General features: G+C 57.2%; 13 protein-coding genes. 9 read left to right on the plus strand and 4 right to left on the minus strand.

From position 1 onward, the window contains the following. Window positions 1-240: 240 nt before the first annotated feature. The gene (locus ACXKZD_RS11215; protein WP_033786154.1) at window positions 241-1,455 is read right to left on the minus strand and encodes a nitrate regulatory protein; all 1,215 of its coding nucleotides are present in this window, start codon (window positions 1,453-1,455) and stop codon (window positions 241-243) included. Window positions 1,456-1,943: 488 nt separating this feature from the next. Here ACXKZD_RS11215 and ACXKZD_RS11220 point away from each other — a divergent pair, with 488 nt between their 5' ends. The 8 genes from ACXKZD_RS11220 (at window position 1,944) to ACXKZD_RS11255 (ending at window position 10,950) form a co-directional block, all read left to right on the plus strand. Beyond that, entirely contained in the window at window positions 1,944-2,435 is a 492-nt protein-coding gene (locus ACXKZD_RS11220; RefSeq protein WP_010245819.1) for a hypothetical protein, read from the plus strand. A gap of 85 nt (window positions 2,436-2,520) precedes the next feature. Next, the gene (gene icmH, locus ACXKZD_RS11225) at window positions 2,521-3,738 is read left to right on the plus strand and encodes a type IVB secretion system protein IcmH/DotU (RefSeq protein ID WP_010669997.1); all 1,218 of its coding nucleotides are present in this window, start codon (window positions 2,521-2,523) and stop codon (window positions 3,736-3,738) included. Next, window positions 3,738-5,852, plus strand: a complete 2,115-nt coding sequence (tssM, locus tag ACXKZD_RS11230) for a type VI secretion system membrane subunit TssM (protein ID WP_033771588.1) — start codon at window positions 3,738-3,740, stop codon at window positions 5,850-5,852. Before icmH ends, tssM begins: the two co-directional genes overlap by 1 nt. Before the next feature lie 13 nt (window positions 5,853-5,865). Next, window positions 5,866-6,564 (plus strand): type VI secretion system-associated protein TagF, encoded by a 699-nt coding sequence (gene tagF / locus ACXKZD_RS11235; RefSeq protein ID WP_010245828.1) that lies wholly within the window; start codon window positions 5,866-5,868, stop codon window positions 6,562-6,564. A gap of 36 nt (window positions 6,565-6,600) precedes the next feature. After that, window positions 6,601-7,737, plus strand: a complete 1,137-nt coding sequence (gene tagH / locus ACXKZD_RS11240; RefSeq protein ID WP_010669995.1) for a type VI secretion system-associated FHA domain protein TagH — start codon at window positions 6,601-6,603, stop codon at window positions 7,735-7,737. Then, the gene (locus ACXKZD_RS11245) at window positions 7,734-8,510 is read left to right on the plus strand and encodes a PP2C family protein-serine/threonine phosphatase (RefSeq protein WP_010669994.1); all 777 of its coding nucleotides are present in this window, start codon (window positions 7,734-7,736) and stop codon (window positions 8,508-8,510) included. Before tagH ends, ACXKZD_RS11245 begins: the two co-directional genes overlap by 4 nt. A 14-nt stretch (window positions 8,511-8,524) precedes the next feature. Next, a complete protein-coding gene (locus ACXKZD_RS11250; protein WP_010245838.1) occupies window positions 8,525-9,478 on the plus strand; it encodes a hypothetical protein in 954 nt (317 codons plus the stop codon). Window positions 9,479-9,522: 44 nt separating this feature from the next. Continuing rightward, on the plus strand, window positions 9,523-10,950 hold the full coding sequence (locus ACXKZD_RS11255; protein ID WP_052271723.1) for a serine/threonine protein kinase: 1,428 nt from the start codon (window positions 9,523-9,525) through the stop codon (window positions 10,948-10,950). 73 nt (window positions 10,951-11,023) lie between these two features. Here the strand turns inward: ACXKZD_RS11255 and ACXKZD_RS11260 are convergent, their stop codons facing one another. Further along, entirely contained in the window at window positions 11,024-11,698 is a 675-nt protein-coding gene (locus ACXKZD_RS11260; RefSeq protein WP_187484112.1) for a gamma-glutamylcyclotransferase, read from the minus strand. 226 nt (window positions 11,699-11,924) lie between these two features. Next, the gene (gene chaB / locus ACXKZD_RS11265; RefSeq protein ID WP_010245846.1) at window positions 11,925-12,155 is read right to left on the minus strand and encodes a putative cation transport regulator ChaB; all 231 of its coding nucleotides are present in this window, start codon (window positions 12,153-12,155) and stop codon (window positions 11,925-11,927) included. Between the two features lie 373 nt (window positions 12,156-12,528). On the opposite strand from chaB, the gene chaA reads away from it, so the two are divergent. Continuing rightward, complete coding sequence (chaA, locus tag ACXKZD_RS11270) at window positions 12,529-13,620, plus strand: sodium-potassium/proton antiporter ChaA (RefSeq protein ID WP_010669990.1); 1,092 nt, start codon at window positions 12,529-12,531, stop codon at window positions 13,618-13,620. 60 nt (window positions 13,621-13,680) lie between these two features. On the opposite strand, the gene kdsA is transcribed toward chaA, so the two are convergent. Continuing rightward, window positions 13,681-14,535, minus strand: coding sequence for a 3-deoxy-8-phosphooctulonate synthase (gene kdsA / locus ACXKZD_RS11275; RefSeq protein WP_010669989.1), 855 nt, complete (start codon window positions 14,533-14,535; stop codon window positions 13,681-13,683). Window positions 14,536-14,545: the final 10 nt, after the last annotated feature.

The following is a 14,545-nucleotide window of genomic DNA, read 5'->3' on the forward strand; positions in this document are numbered from 1 at the left end:
AAAAAAAGGCGTCCTCCGACAAGCCGAAGCCTGCGGATGGACGCCTTTATCCAAAGCACTGACCCCACCGCCATTGGCGGGAGCAATGCGTACTCTCTATAGGGATTAAGCAAAGGATGTGCCAGATCGCCGAAACAGCCTTAATGCCGATCTGCGGTGACGCACTGTTGAAAAATTAACCGTTTTTGCACGTTTCTGACGCAGATCACGCACAAAGGTTGTGCAGCTACCTCATCCGGGTTAGTTGCTCAGGGTCTTCGCTACCGCCAGTACCGCCTGCGCGATCTCCAGTACCCGCTTATTCTGATTCATCGCACTTTTGCGTAATGCCTGCCAGGCGGCCTCTTCTGTGAAACCCTGCTGCTGCATCAGCCAGTGTTTGGCCTGATCGATCACCCGCCGCTCGTCCAGTGAGGCGCGCATCGCCGCCAGTTCATCCGCCTGCTGCTGCAAACGCTGCGACTGTTCGCCAATCAGCGATAGCACCGAGCGCCCCAGCTGCGGGGCCAGACCGTCGCTGTCGAGCGCCGCCGCGCCAGGCAGCCAGTCCGCCCCGGAGACGTAAAGCGAAAAATTGCTGTCGCCCTGCACCACTGTTCCTGCCGCCTGCTGTTGTGCCTGATCAATGGCAGCCCGGCAGCGCTGCATCAATGTCGCCGTCAGGGCATCCTCCAGCATTTTCATCTGATCCAGCCGCTCAGAGAGCAGGGAAAACCAGTGCAGCGCGCCGGTCTCATCACAACGGCCGCCGGTGCAGGCGATGCGACGAAGGCGTTCGATGTCGCGGCTGGCCTGAGCCAGCGGCTGCCAGGATTCACACGCGGCGCTGTCAGCAAACTCCCGGAAGGTGATAAAGCTCTGCTCCTGTGCCGCAATCAGGGCGACCATCTGGCTGCGCTGGTCGGAGGTGAACTGACGCGCCGCAAAGCCGGCTGAGCCGATGGCCCGCTCCTGCCCGGCCAGTTCTTTGCCCTGCATAAAACTGAACAGGGCGATCAGTGCACGGGAGATGCCGGGATAGCTGGCGGTGTCGGCCGCCTCAAACACCAGATTGAGTAAAGTACGGATAACCTGGTTAAAGGCGGCCATCGCCGCGGCCTGATCAAGCTCACGCTGGCTGATTTGCTGGCGCAGCGCAGGCAGTCCGGCCAGCGCCTGCAGGGCAGCGGCAATCAGGTTGCAGAAGCGGCTGTAGCCGGGCTGCGCTATGGCGGCCGGCAGCGCCTGATAAAAATGCTCCAGGCCGGCGCTGACCTCCTGCTGGCGGGCATGACGTTCGGCGCTGAACAGCGCTCCGTCAGAGCAGATCCAGAGATTGTTTGCGCCACGTTCCCGCTGCAACCGATGGACCAGTTCACTGACGGCAGCCATCAGCTCGCCGGTTTCCAGAAGACGTTGCAGGCTGGCGATATCGCTCGCGCGTGATGCCTGCAGCCAGGTCAGGGCGTCCCTCATTGCTCACCTCAGTGCGGTTAAAACCTTTCAGAAGCAAAAGGCGTGCCGCTTTCCTGAAAAAAGAGGGTCTGAGCAGGGGCGTAAAATCTGATTTTGATAAGTTTCTTAACGCAAACTGATAAATTTTTTCGGCAACAAGTTATTAGTAAATCTTAATAGTTTCCAATCGGATTCATTGCATGTCAGAATGCGCGGCACTGTTCTCAACCAGTTTGTCTCTGCGATAATTCAGTTCGATTTAACTATCACATTACCTGGCGCTTTTCTTATACCGAAACCCGCCCGTAAAGCGCCTGCTATCACGCATCAGCCGCGGGTGCAATGGTTTGAATTCTCAAAAGTCTTAGGTAAACTGAATGCGTTACTATCCCGATGTAATCTGACCCTTTTTTTAAAAACAGAATTTCGGCACGATGCGGCGCGATAAAGATCGCCTCCTGGCATCGGGCCTGGCAATATGCAGATACTTTGATGAGATCACGAGGAACATGGTGAAAAAGAGTCTTGCGTTAACGCTGCTGGCGGTTCTTACCCTGGCAGGCTGTAAGGCCCCGCCGCCGCCCGTCACTGACGATACGCTGGTTACCAGCGAAATTAACGGCGTCAAACTGGTCCATCGACACGCTGTCGCGGCACCGACTGAATTTGAGCCGGTCAATCAGACCTGGCGGGCGCTTTATGGCGCATCCGTCATGACCTCGCCTGATTACGGCGGCAAAGTGGTTCGCTATCTCGAAACGGGTAAACCGTTCGAAGTATTAGGTAATGTGGAACACAGCTGGCTGGCGATTGCTGACCAGGCTGACGGCCCGCTGATCGGTTATGTGCCATTAAAAGCGGGTGTAGAGAGCAGCCGTTACGATGCCACCGTGCAGAGCGATCGTCCCCGTCCCCGCAAAACGAAACAGGTCTGTGTGGCCGTCGGCGGCGCCAGCAAAGCCTGCCGGACTAACGATACCGCGACCTGGATCTTAGACTGAATATGAAATCCGGCGCATATTGCCCGCAGAACCGTCCCGGGCTGCGGGTACAGGGATTTGCCATTGGCTGGAAGATCACGAATTAATGACTGTGGAATCCCCTGCGCGTGAGGCGACCCCCTCAGGCAATGAGAATCTCTTACTTCAGGCTGCGGCGCCACTGCTGAACGCGGTGGTGCAAATTCGTCAGGCAGCCACCCACGATGACCCTGCGGGTCTGCGCCAGTCTCTGATCGATGAAATCCGCCAGTTTGAACAACGCTGTAAACAGGCAGGGCTGCCGTTTGAGATGATTATCGGCGCGCGTTACTGCATCTGCAGCGCGCTCGATGAAGCGGCAGCGCAAACCCCCTGGGGCACGCGCGGCGTCTGGTCTGGCAACGGCATGCTGGTGACCTTCCATAATGAAAGCTGGGGCGGCGAGAAATTCTTTCAACTGCTGTCGCGCATTTCACAAAGCCCGCAACAGCACCTCTGGCTGCTGGAAGTGGTGCAATACTGCCTGCTGCTGGGCTATGAAGGCCGTTATCGCGGCAGTGAAAATGGTCGCGCCCAGTGCGACGGTATCCGTAAACGCCTGAAAACCCTGATTGACGAAACGCGTGCCCAGCGCCAGACAGCGCAACCGCCACTGGTGGAAGTGCATCCGCTGGTGAGCACCCTCGCCCGCCCGATGGTGCCGCTCTGGGCCTGTGCCATGCTGGTCGCGCTGATCGGCTGCCTGATCTACAGCGGCCTGAACTGGCGTCTCGGCAATGCCGCCGAACCGCTGCTGCGAACCATCTATCAGACGCCGCTGCCGCAGATTACCGCGGGCCGTCGTCCCTCTTCCCCGCAGGCGCTGCTCGATCTGCGTCAGCGCCTGAATGATGTGATTGCAGCCGGGCAGCTCGAGGTCAGCGATGGTGCCTTTGGCAGCAAAGTGATCATCCCCGCAGACAAACTGTTCGCCGAACAGGGAACGGTGATCAATCCGGTGGGGCGCGCCCTGCTGGCCCGCGTCTCAACCGCGATGAAAGATGTCAAAGGGACCATTCTGGTGTCGGTGTTTACCGATGATCATCCGGTGGATAACAGCCGCTTTGCCTCCAGCTATGAGTTCTCATTTGCCCGCGCCCGCGCCATCACCCAGTTGTTACAACTGCAACTGGCTGACGGTCATACAGTTCGCTCCGAAGGCCGCGGCGACAGCGACCCCTTGCTGCCCAACGACAGCAGCGAAAACCGGACCCGCAACCGCCGTGTTGAAATCACCCTGTTTGCCGCGCCTGAAACGCTCAGTAATCATCAAGGAGCACAATAATGCGCGCCTCCCTTCGCCTGCTGCTAACGCATCGCCTGCTGTGGAGCTTTATTGGCGTCACGGCGCTGAGCTGCCTGGTCTGGATGCTGGGACCGTTCTGGTCATGGGGCGAATCGCGCCCACTGGAACCCGTACTGCCTCGCCAGCTCACCGTGAGCGCCCTCTATTTTCTCTGGATCCTGTTCCAGCTGATCCCGTCGCTCTATCGTGCCTGGTTCAACAGCCGTTTACTGACCCAGCTTCAGCTGTCGGGCAACGACGACCCGGCGGAACGTCAGATGACCGAAGAGCGGCTCAACCAGCGCTTCAGCGAAGCTGCGATGCAGCTGAAACGCACCCAGTTTGGCCGTCGTCACAGTGGGAACCTGCTCTCACGCTTTAACGCTAATTATCTCTATCAGCTGCCCTGGTACCTGGTCATGGGTGCGCCCGGCGCCGGTAAAACCACCGCGCTGTTTAATGCCGGCCTCGATTTCCCGCTGACCGATACGCTGGGCAAAAATGCGGTCCGCGGCGTCGGGGGAACCCGCAACTGTGACTGGTGGTTTACTGACAGCGCGGTGCTGATTGATACCGCCGGTCGTTATGCGTTGCAGGAGAGCCAGCGCGTGCGAGATGCCGCGGAATGGCACAGTTTTATCAATCTGCTGAAACGCTATCGCACCCGCCAGCCGATTAACGGTGTGATCATGACCATCAGCGTCGCCGATCTGCTGAGTGATTCAGCCGAAGCGCGTTTCGCCCAGGCCAGCGCGCTGCGAGAGCGCATGGCAGAACTGCATCAGCAGACCGGTATTCACTTCCCGGTTTATGTGATGGTCACCAAAACCGATCTGCTGAAAGGCTTTATGAGCTACTTCGGCTCGATTGATAAAGCGCGGCGAGATGCTATCTGGGGCTTCACGTTTAACTGGGAGCTGGGCAAGCCGCACAAAGATGACTGGCATCGCCATTTTGGCCAGCAGTTTCAGCGGCTGGAACAGCAGCTCCAGCAACAACTGGCGGAGCAGATGACCCATGAGCGCGACCTGAACGAGCGCGCTGAGTGCTTCCTCTTCCCGCAGGAGTTCGCCTCGCTGCGTCCACTGCTGAACGAATATCTGGATATCGTTTTTTCTGACCATCAGGATGCGGTCGCCTGGAGCCCGCGCGGCCTCTTCTTCACCAGCGGAACGCAGGAAGGCCTGCCGTTTGATCGGGTGATGGGTGAACTGAGCCGCAAACTGCAGTTGCGTCAGGCGGGCGATCACTCGATCGCGGCCTGGGACAGCGTTAATCGCAACAGTCCAATTCCCGGCAACAAAGGCCAGAGCTTCTTTATTCGTGACCTGCTCAGCGATCTGATATTCAAAGAGAGCGGCCTGGCCGGCAGTAATCGCCGCTGGGAGTACCGTAATCAGCTGTTCCACTGGATTGGCTACGGCGTGCTGGCAGGCGCCCTGCTGATCGCCTCCAGCCTGTGGGGCATCAGTTACTATCAGAATCAGCAGTATCTGCAGCAGGTTGCCGCACGGGTACCGCTTATCCGTGAGCAAAGTCAGCAGGTGATTCATCAGCCTGCTGATAATATTTTTGATCTGCTACCCTTTCTGAATAACCTGGTGAAGTTGCCGCTCTCGGCGCGCTTTTCCCTCGATAATCCGCCGCTTACTATGCGGGCGGGCTTATACCGGGGTAATCAGATCAGCGATGCCGCCTGGGTGCTTTATCAAAATGCGCTTAAGTCTTTGTTGCTGCCGCGTGTGGCGCAGCAGATCACGAATATCCTGCGCAACGACCCGGGTGATGATAACGCCTACAGCCGCAATGCGCTGCGCGCCTATCAGATGCTCTATCAACCGCGTAATTATGACGGCGAATTTTTACGGGCCTGGCTGCTGCAAAATTTACAGCGCTCACTGCCCGATACGGTAAGCGCCCGTGACCTGCAGCAGCTTGACTGGCACCTGAGCCAGCTGCTGGATCAGCAGATTCAGTCGTCGCCTTATGCACGTGATAATGCACTGATGATGCGCAAGCTTGCAGAGAATCTGAAAATTGCGGACCAGGCGGGCGGCATGCTGGCGGTAGCGCCGCGGCACCCGGCCCCGCAATCAAACTCGCATAGCGAGTAATGGTGAGGTGAACATGGCTGCTTACACGGCCCCCGGCTGGTATGGCAAGCTGCCGTCGACCGGTGACTTTCTGCACCATCGACTGAGCGAGCAACAGATTAGCCCGTGGAATCACTGGTTCCAGCAGGGATTAATGCACTGGCATCAGCAGGCGTATTCCTACAGCGCGGACTTTCTCCATGCGCCGGTGTGGAACTTTGTGCTGCCGGTTACCGCGACCCGGCCGCAGATACAGATGGGCTGTCTGCTGCCCTCCTGTGACCGCGTCGGACGCGCCTGGCCGCTGCTGGCCCTGCACAGCTTCACGCTGGCTCAGTGGCATCCTGCTCAGCTGACCATTTCCGGCGACTGGTTTCAGGATCTGGGCGCGACACTGTTACGGGCGGTTCAGACACCGCTGAACGGCGAGCAGTTAGAGCAGCAGATACAGGCTTTACCACCGCTGCTGGTGCCGGCCAGGAAGCCCTCTGAAATCATGGATGTGATCGGTTTTCAGGATCTGCCCTGCACGCTGAGCTGGCGTGAAGTGGCTGAACGTTTCGACCCTCAGCAGCATATGAGCTACTGGTGGAGTAATCGCAGTGATGGTTTTGCCCACGCGACCCACAAGCACAGCGGCAACCTCACCGCGCAACTGTTTTCGTTACTGTTTAACCCGGCGGCAGGTTCACAGCCGGGACGTAATGGCCTCTATCCTCCCATGTTCGAGTGAGGCCGGAAGCGTTTGCCGTTCAATCTGGGATAACTCATGCAATTTACCATTGTGCAATGCACTACGGATGTTCCGGTCAGAAGCGTCGCGTTTCAACCGCCTGGCGGCACCATTGGCCGCAGTCAGGACAACGATCTGGTGCTGCCAGATGAGACTCGGGCCATTTCGCGTCTGCAGGCGCTGGTTCACCTGTCGCATGACGGGGAGTGCCGTCTGACGAACCAGGGCAGCGTGACCCCGGTGGAGCATAACGGCATTACCCTGGGTCGCGGCATGCAGGTCGTGCTGAAGCATGGCGATGCGCTGCGCATTGGTGACTATGCGCTGGAAGTACGAGACCCCGCCTGCCACGACACGCAGAGCGATCCGCTGGCGCTGTTTGCTGGCGACAGCGCTCAGCCCGCGAATCCGCTGGGCATCCACGAACATCATGAGGTTGAGGACCGGCTGCTGGTCAGTGAGGCAACGCCCTCACGCCACGAGCGCCACAACGATGCGCGACTGGCTATCGATCCCCAGGCCAGCGAGCCGCGTCGGGCGCTGACGGCGCAGCCGGTGGATCAGGATCGGCTAATCGCCGCACTGCTGGAGGGGATGGGGCTGAGCAACGGTCACGCCACGCCGGTGGATGAAGAGCAGATGCGCATTACTGGCCGGATGCTGAGCCTCTTTTCCCAGGGCACTGTCGCGCTGCTCTCTTCGCGATCCATTCTCAAGCGTGGTGTCAAAGCGGACATGACGATGATCCTGAATGAGGCCAACAATCCGTTCAAGATCCTGCCCTCCGGCAAAACCGTGCTGATGCAGATGTACCAGAGCCAGATGCCCGGGTTTATGCCGCCGGAACAGGCGGTACGCGATGCCCTGGTCGATTTGCAGGCCCACCAGCTGGGGATGATTGCCGGTATCCGCGCCATTATTGCGGCGATGCTGCAATCCTTTAATCCGCAGCGGCTGGAGGAGCAGGCGCGTGCCGATGGCGTGGTGTCAAAAATGCCCTTTTCCGCCATGAAGAAGGCGGCGCTGTGGGACTACTTCACCCGTAATTATCAGCGTACGGCCGGAGAGATCGAAGATGATTTCCATACGCTGTTTGGCGAGGCCTTTCTCCATGCCTATGACATGGAGGTGAATCAGTATAAGGACTCTCAGACGCGGGTAGATGAACCATGAAAATCGTTTTTGCCAGCCGCTGCCAGCAGGGGCTACGCGATGAGAATCAGGATCGCACCGGCGCAGAGCTGGATGAGCGTAAAGCCTGTTTTGTGGTCTGCGATGGCGTGGCCGGTCTGCCCGGCGGCGAGATGGCGGCACAGCTGGTGCGTGACACCCTGCTGAGCCAGTTACAGGCGCACGCCGACCTGACGCCGGAGATAACCCATCAGGCGATTGAACAGTGCCGCTTAGCGCTGCATGAGGCACAGGGTAAAAATCCGAAATATTCACGCATGAGCACCACGCTGGCGGCCCTGTTTATTGACCGCGAAAAACAGCGCGCATGGTGGGCGCATGCCGGTGACAGCCGGGTTTACCACTTCCGCCGCGGCGTGCTTCATGAGGTCACTCGCGATCACAGTCTGGCCCAGCAGCTGAAAGAAGCGGGCTATGAAAATACCGGCATTAACAGTAATTTACTCTATAATGCGCTCGGCGCTGAACCGCCTCGCTTAGTAAGCTTTTCGCAGGAGATTGCGCTGGAGGATGGCGACGCGTTTCTGGTCTGCACCGATGGCTTCTGGCTGAATCTGGCCAGTCATGAAATGGAACAGGCGCTGCGCATGGTGAATGCCTGCGAGGAGTGGCTGGCTCTGATGGAACAGGCGGTAAGCCGCAACGTTAAGAAAGATAATCTCAGCGCACTGGCGGTCTGGATTGGTGAGCCGGAGGAGGCAACGCTGCTCTATTCACTGGCTGATTCGGCACGCTTTCTGCCGCCTCGTTTTTGATTCCAAGGATCCTTATGAAACTGTGGTTGCCCGGCATCATCACCCTGCTGATTGCCTTTCACGCCCAGGCTGAAAATTATCGGGTTGTCTACTCCCCCAGCCTGGCGCTGGAGGTCTATATCGATAATGTGGTGAGTAAAGCGCCTGACGACTGGTGCAAAGAGACGCTGCCACTGCGCATCGTCTCCGGCAAAAGTAAGGATTCGGCGGTGCTGACCACCTTTTTACCGCGCGTCGGCACCCTGCTCGCTAATCAGTGCGGATTACTGGACGAGCTGCCCTGGCAGATGACCAGTAAAGAGGGTGGCGTACTGGCCAGCGGCAGCGCCAGTAAGCTGCAGAACTGGCGTCCTATCGTGATGGCAGATGCCACCGCCAGCGCCAGTGAGAGTAATGCTGCACCGCTTGACCTGTCTCGGCCCGCCAACAGCACGCCGCTGCAACATTTTGATCTCCCCAGCGGCTGCCATTTTCGCACCGCCTGGGATGAAAATGCCCAGACCCTGTTTATCCCGGATGTCAGCAAGCAGCAGTGCTCACCGGATGGCTGGGCAGAAGGCAAAAGTGAGCTGATGCTGGCGACCCCAGACCACCCAACGCCGGTGGCAGTCACCTTTTATCAGGGCTATCCCATCGCCAATCTGACGATCCCGGACAGCAAGCTGGAGGTTATCGCCGCGAACAATCAGCGCATGATTGTGACACGCCCGGATGCGAATGATAGCTGGCTGGTGCTGCCCTTTGATGCCAAACAACATGTCTGGCGCTTCAATGGTGCCCTGTTGATAAAGATGGATAAGAATGCTGCGCAGCAGGATGCTGACGCTGTGAAATCGCGAGTTGATACGTTGCGCAGCCACTGGGCGCCCTATTTCATGCCACAGCAAAAAGTGAATGTGTTACTCATCGACACCCTGCACGCGGATCTGGTTGATCCTGCCATTGGTGCCTGGCGTAACATCAATTAATTACCGCGCAGCCTGGCGAGCAGGCCGTGTACAGAGAGTTCACTATGTCGGCAAATGATAATCCGAAAACCGTTCCGAATGCCCTGCCTGACGGATACCGTTTCAATGAGTTTGAGATCAAGGAAGTGATCGGAGGCGGCGGCTTCGGCATCGTCTATCGCGCGTGGGATCACCAGCTTGAACGCACTATTGCAATCAAAGAGTACATGCCGGTGTCGCTGGCAGTCCGTGCCGCCGATTTAACGCTGGAGCTGCGCGGTGAGCGTTTCCAGAAGCTGTTTAATGCCGGGCTCACCAGCTTTATTCAGGAAGCGCGTCTGCTGGCTCGCTTTAATCATCCGGGACTGCTGCACGTGCTGCGCTTCTGGGAGCAGAACGGCACAGCCTATATGGGCACGCTCTACTACAGCGGTATGACGCTGAAAGAGTGGCAGGTCACCAGCCCGGCGTCGATCACTGAAGCCTGGATCCGCCGCCTGCTGCCGCCGCTGTTGGGTGCCATCAGCACCATCCATCAGGCCGGCTATCTGCATCGCGATATCTCGCTCGACAATATTCAGATTCAGGAGAACCAGCTGCCGGTTCTGCTCGATTTTGGCTCGGCGCGTAAAGAGATTGGCAACCTCTCCGACGAAACGGAAATCATGCTTAAACCTGGCTTTGCGCCAATTGAGCAGTACAGCGAAGAGGGTGAAGTTGAACAGGGGCCGTGGACCGATATTTACGCCCTGGGCGCGGTGCTGCATAACCTGATTACCGGTAATCCACCGCCGGTCAGCGTGGTGCGCTGCATTGAAGATAATTATCAGCCGCTGGTGGAACGCCAGCCCGAAGGCTACTCACTGCCGCTGCTGCATGCCATTGACTGCGCGCTGGCAATGAAGCCAGGCGATCGCCCACAAACGATTGATGCCTTTGCCGCGTTGATTGATCTGCCGGTCAGTGATGTGGAAGCGGTGGTAAACAGCTTCCCGGTGCCGGGCGAGCCGCCTGCTCTGCCGGTCGAGGAGCCGGTTGAGGCTTCTGCGCCGGTGGTAATGGCGATGAATCATGCCGCCGCGTCCGCCGAGCCGGTGACGCCGCGCACGGTGCGTAAACTGTCGCCTGGATTGCTGGGCCTGGCTGCCGTGGCCATTCTGGCCGTGGTTGTCGCCATCTGGCTGGCGAATCGCCACAGTGCCACACCGGAAGTGGTTAACAATAGCTCAGCCATGACGCAGGCGCCCGCATCGATTCCGTCAGCCGCAGCCGTTCCGGCCGCGCTGGCGACCGTCTATCTTAAGCTGGAGAGCGGTGAAAGCGTGGTGCTTAACGGACAGCCGGTTGAGGTAAAACCGGGCAGCAGCGGATTTGCCGCGCTGAATCTGGCGGCGGGACAGTACAAAATTGACGTTAAGAATGGCAGTGAGACGCACACTCAATCCCTGACCATCGATAAGCCCGGCACCTGGCTGATTAATCCGGGTAACTAAGCCCGGTAATCCGCAGCCGGATCGTAAAAGGGCGCGACAGTGTCGCGCCCTTTTACTCTGGTTAAGCCCCGGTTCAGGCCTGCTTCAGGCAGGCTTGCTGCAGTGTCCGCACCTGATGGGCCAGCCGGCTCAGACTCTCCTCCTCCATGCCGCGCCGGGTCAGCTCCTCTTCCAGAGCAAACAGATATTGCGCATTCGAGCCCAGCGGGCCGCTGGCCGCAGCAATCAATGGCGCAATCGCCTCCGGGCAGGAGTCCGATTCATACAACGGATGACGCGGATCCATGATAAAGGTCAGCGCAGTGACGCTGCGACCATCCTCCAGCTGTAATTCACACCAGGTTGGAAGATAGCAGCCGGTGATCATCTCACGCTTCCACAGCAGCGCCAGCTCTTCATGCAGGCGCTCTTCCGGCAGACGAAACGCCAGACCCGTGGTTCTGCCACCCTGCTTCAGCGCCAGCATACGGCCGGGATGCGTGGCGGTGCCACGTCCGGCAATCAGCCGCAGGCAGAAAGCACGGTGCCAGCCCTCCAGCGAACCGGACGCCACTTCATCCGCCTCAAAAATCGGGTTCCACATCAGCGAGCCGTAACCAAAGATCCATACCGGGCTGTGATCGGGACGACAGGCCAGCGTGGCTGCCAGCGAGGCCGCGCGCTGCTCGCAACTCCAGAGCAACGTCTCTTCGATATCCCCGAACGACGTTTTACAATCCGCTTTTAATAGAAATTCCCGGGTAAGCAATGCGACCTCCTCAACGTCAACGGCGTCCTGCAGAATGGCTCCTGTAACATGATCTCCAAAACGGCGCTGCGTTTCGTTCATCAAATTGACATTAATCTATTTCCGCGCGGGGTTACAAGCGTGATTCCGGTCGCAGGTTAAAAAAAACCAGATAAACCTTATAGCGAAGATGAAAAAAAGGGCCAGATAATCCTGGCCCTTTGGCGTGAACAGGCTAGCGACGGCATTAACGTTTAGGATGCCACTTATCGTCATCACCTTTCTCATACTCTTTCTTTACGGCTGCCCAGGCGACTTTGTGCGCCACCTCTTCCCGCGAATCATCGCCCCGTCGATCCTTAGCCTCTTTATATTCTTCCCACGCGCTGTTAAATGCCTGCTGATAGATATCCTGCGCATGCGCGGGAAGCACGTGTTTTACGTTGTCAGGTAAGTCGGTTCGTTTAGAGTAAGGCATAACGGCTCCTCAGTTTATGGATTCCTGTTAAGCCTGGCGCAACAGAACAAAAATACAAACAGCCACTTATCTCCCCTTCAAATTAAAAACCAGAAACAGGCCACACAAGTTACAATGATAAACAGATTTTACGGCATTTGGCGGTCAGATAGATGGTTAAAGAGAAATTGTTGTGGCCTGATTAATATTGCAATATTTGAGATAACTTCAGGTTAATACCGCTTCGACCATTTATTGCATTTAAGTAAAAAGCAGTAAATTTTTCCCGTTCGGACCGGTGAAAAGATAAACTGCGCCCTGCCCTAAAACTGATTATATTTCTAACAGCAGCACTCGCTGTGTCCGGATAATCATTAACCAGAGAGGATGGTGAATGCCTTCACATGAAAAAACACGTCACAAGGAATTCTCGCTGATACTTCCCCTTATCACGCTGGGTATACTCTATTTTTTTGGTGCAACCACATCATTTCCGATTGTAGTCGGTATCAACTTAGTGGCGCTGGTTGCCATTCTGAGCAGCGCCTTTAGCGTTGTACGACATGCCGACGTGCTGGCGCACCGGCTGGGCGAGCCCTATGGCTCTCTGATCCTGAGTCTGTCCGTGGTGATTCTGGAAGTGAGCCTGATCTCGGCGCTGATGGCGACCGGCGATGCCGCACCCGGGCTGATGCGCGATACGCTCTATTCGATCGTGATGATTGTAACCGGTGGACTGGTTGGCTTTGCGCTGCTGCTGGGCGGTAATAAGTTTGCGACGCAATACGTGAATCTGGCGGGCGTGAAGCAATATCTGATCGCTATCTTTCCCCTGGCGATTCTGGTGCTGGTGTTTCCCAACGCACTGCCGGGCGGTAATTTCTCTGTCACTCAGGCACTGCTGATCGCGGCGATTTCAGCGGCGATGTATGGCGTGTTCCTGCTGATTCAGACCAAAACCCACCAGAGCCTGTTTGTCTATGAGCATGAAGATGAGAGCGATGATGGCGACCCGCATCATGGCAAACCCTCTGCCCACAGCAGCTTCTGGCATACCAGCTGGCTGATCGTGCATCTGATTGCGGTCATTGCCGTGACCAAGATGAATGCTAATACGCTGGAAAGCCTGCTGACGGATCTGAATGCACCGGCACAGTTTACCGGTTTCCTGGTTGCCCTGCTGATCCTCTCACCGGAAGGCCTGGGGGCGATCAGGGCCGTGCTGATGAATCAGGTGCAGCGCGCCATGAACCTCTTCTTTGGTTCGGTGCTGGCGACCATCTCACTCACGGTACCGGCGGTAACCATTATCGCCACCCTGACCGGACAGGAGCTGATATTTGGTCTGGAGCCGCCACAGATGGTGATTATGATGGCGTCGCTGATTCTCTGTCAGCTCTCTTTCTCGACCGGACGCACAAATGTACTGAATGGAGCCGCGCATCTGGCGTTGTTTATCGGTTATCTGATGACCATCATGCTGTAACGTCACCGGATTTCAGGCGAAAAAAAAGAGCGAATCATCGCTCTTTTTTTTGCAGCAAACTTATTTGCTGGTATCGAGTTCCGGGAAGCTTTTCACCAGATCGTCAATCGCTTTCATCTGCACCAGGAATGGCTCCAGCTTATCCAGCGGCAACGCGGATGGGCCGTCACACAGGGCGTGTTCAGGATCCGGGTGCGCTTCGATAAACAGACCGGCAATGCCGACCGCCATACCGGCACGCGCCAGCTCAGCCACCTGAGCACGACGACCACCTGATGCTGCGCCAAACGGATCGCGCGTCTGCAGCGCATGAGTGACATCGAAAATCACCGGGCTGTTTTTGGTGACTTTCTTCATCACGTTAAAGCCGAGCATATCGACAACCAGATTGTCGTAGCCGAAATTGCTGCCGCGATCGCACAGGATGACCTGCTCGTTGCCACCTTCAGCGAACTTATCAACGATGTTGCCCATCTGACCCGGGCTGACGAACTGGGGCTTCTTGACGTTGATCACCGCGCCGGTTTTCGCCATCGCTTCCACCAGGTCAGTCTGACGCGCCAGAAACGCGGGCAGCTGGATCACATCAACCACTTCAGAGACCGGCTGCGCCTGGGACGCTTCATGCACATCAGTGATAATTTTGACGCCGAAAGCCTGCTTCAGCTCCTGGAAAATCTTCATCCCCTCTTCCAGGCCTGGGCCACGATAGGAGTGAATAGAGGAGCGGTTCGCTTTATCAAATGACGCTTTGAATACGTAAGGAATACCAAGCTTACTGGTGACGGTAACGTAGTGTTCGCAGATGCGCATCGCCAGGTCGCGCGACTCCAGTACGTTCATCCCGCCAAACAGCACAAATGGCAGATCGTTTGCGACTTTGATATCGCCAATACTCACGACTTTCTGTGTCATGCCCTTTCCT

This window comes from Pantoea sp. ABR1s (genome assembly GCF_057812235.1).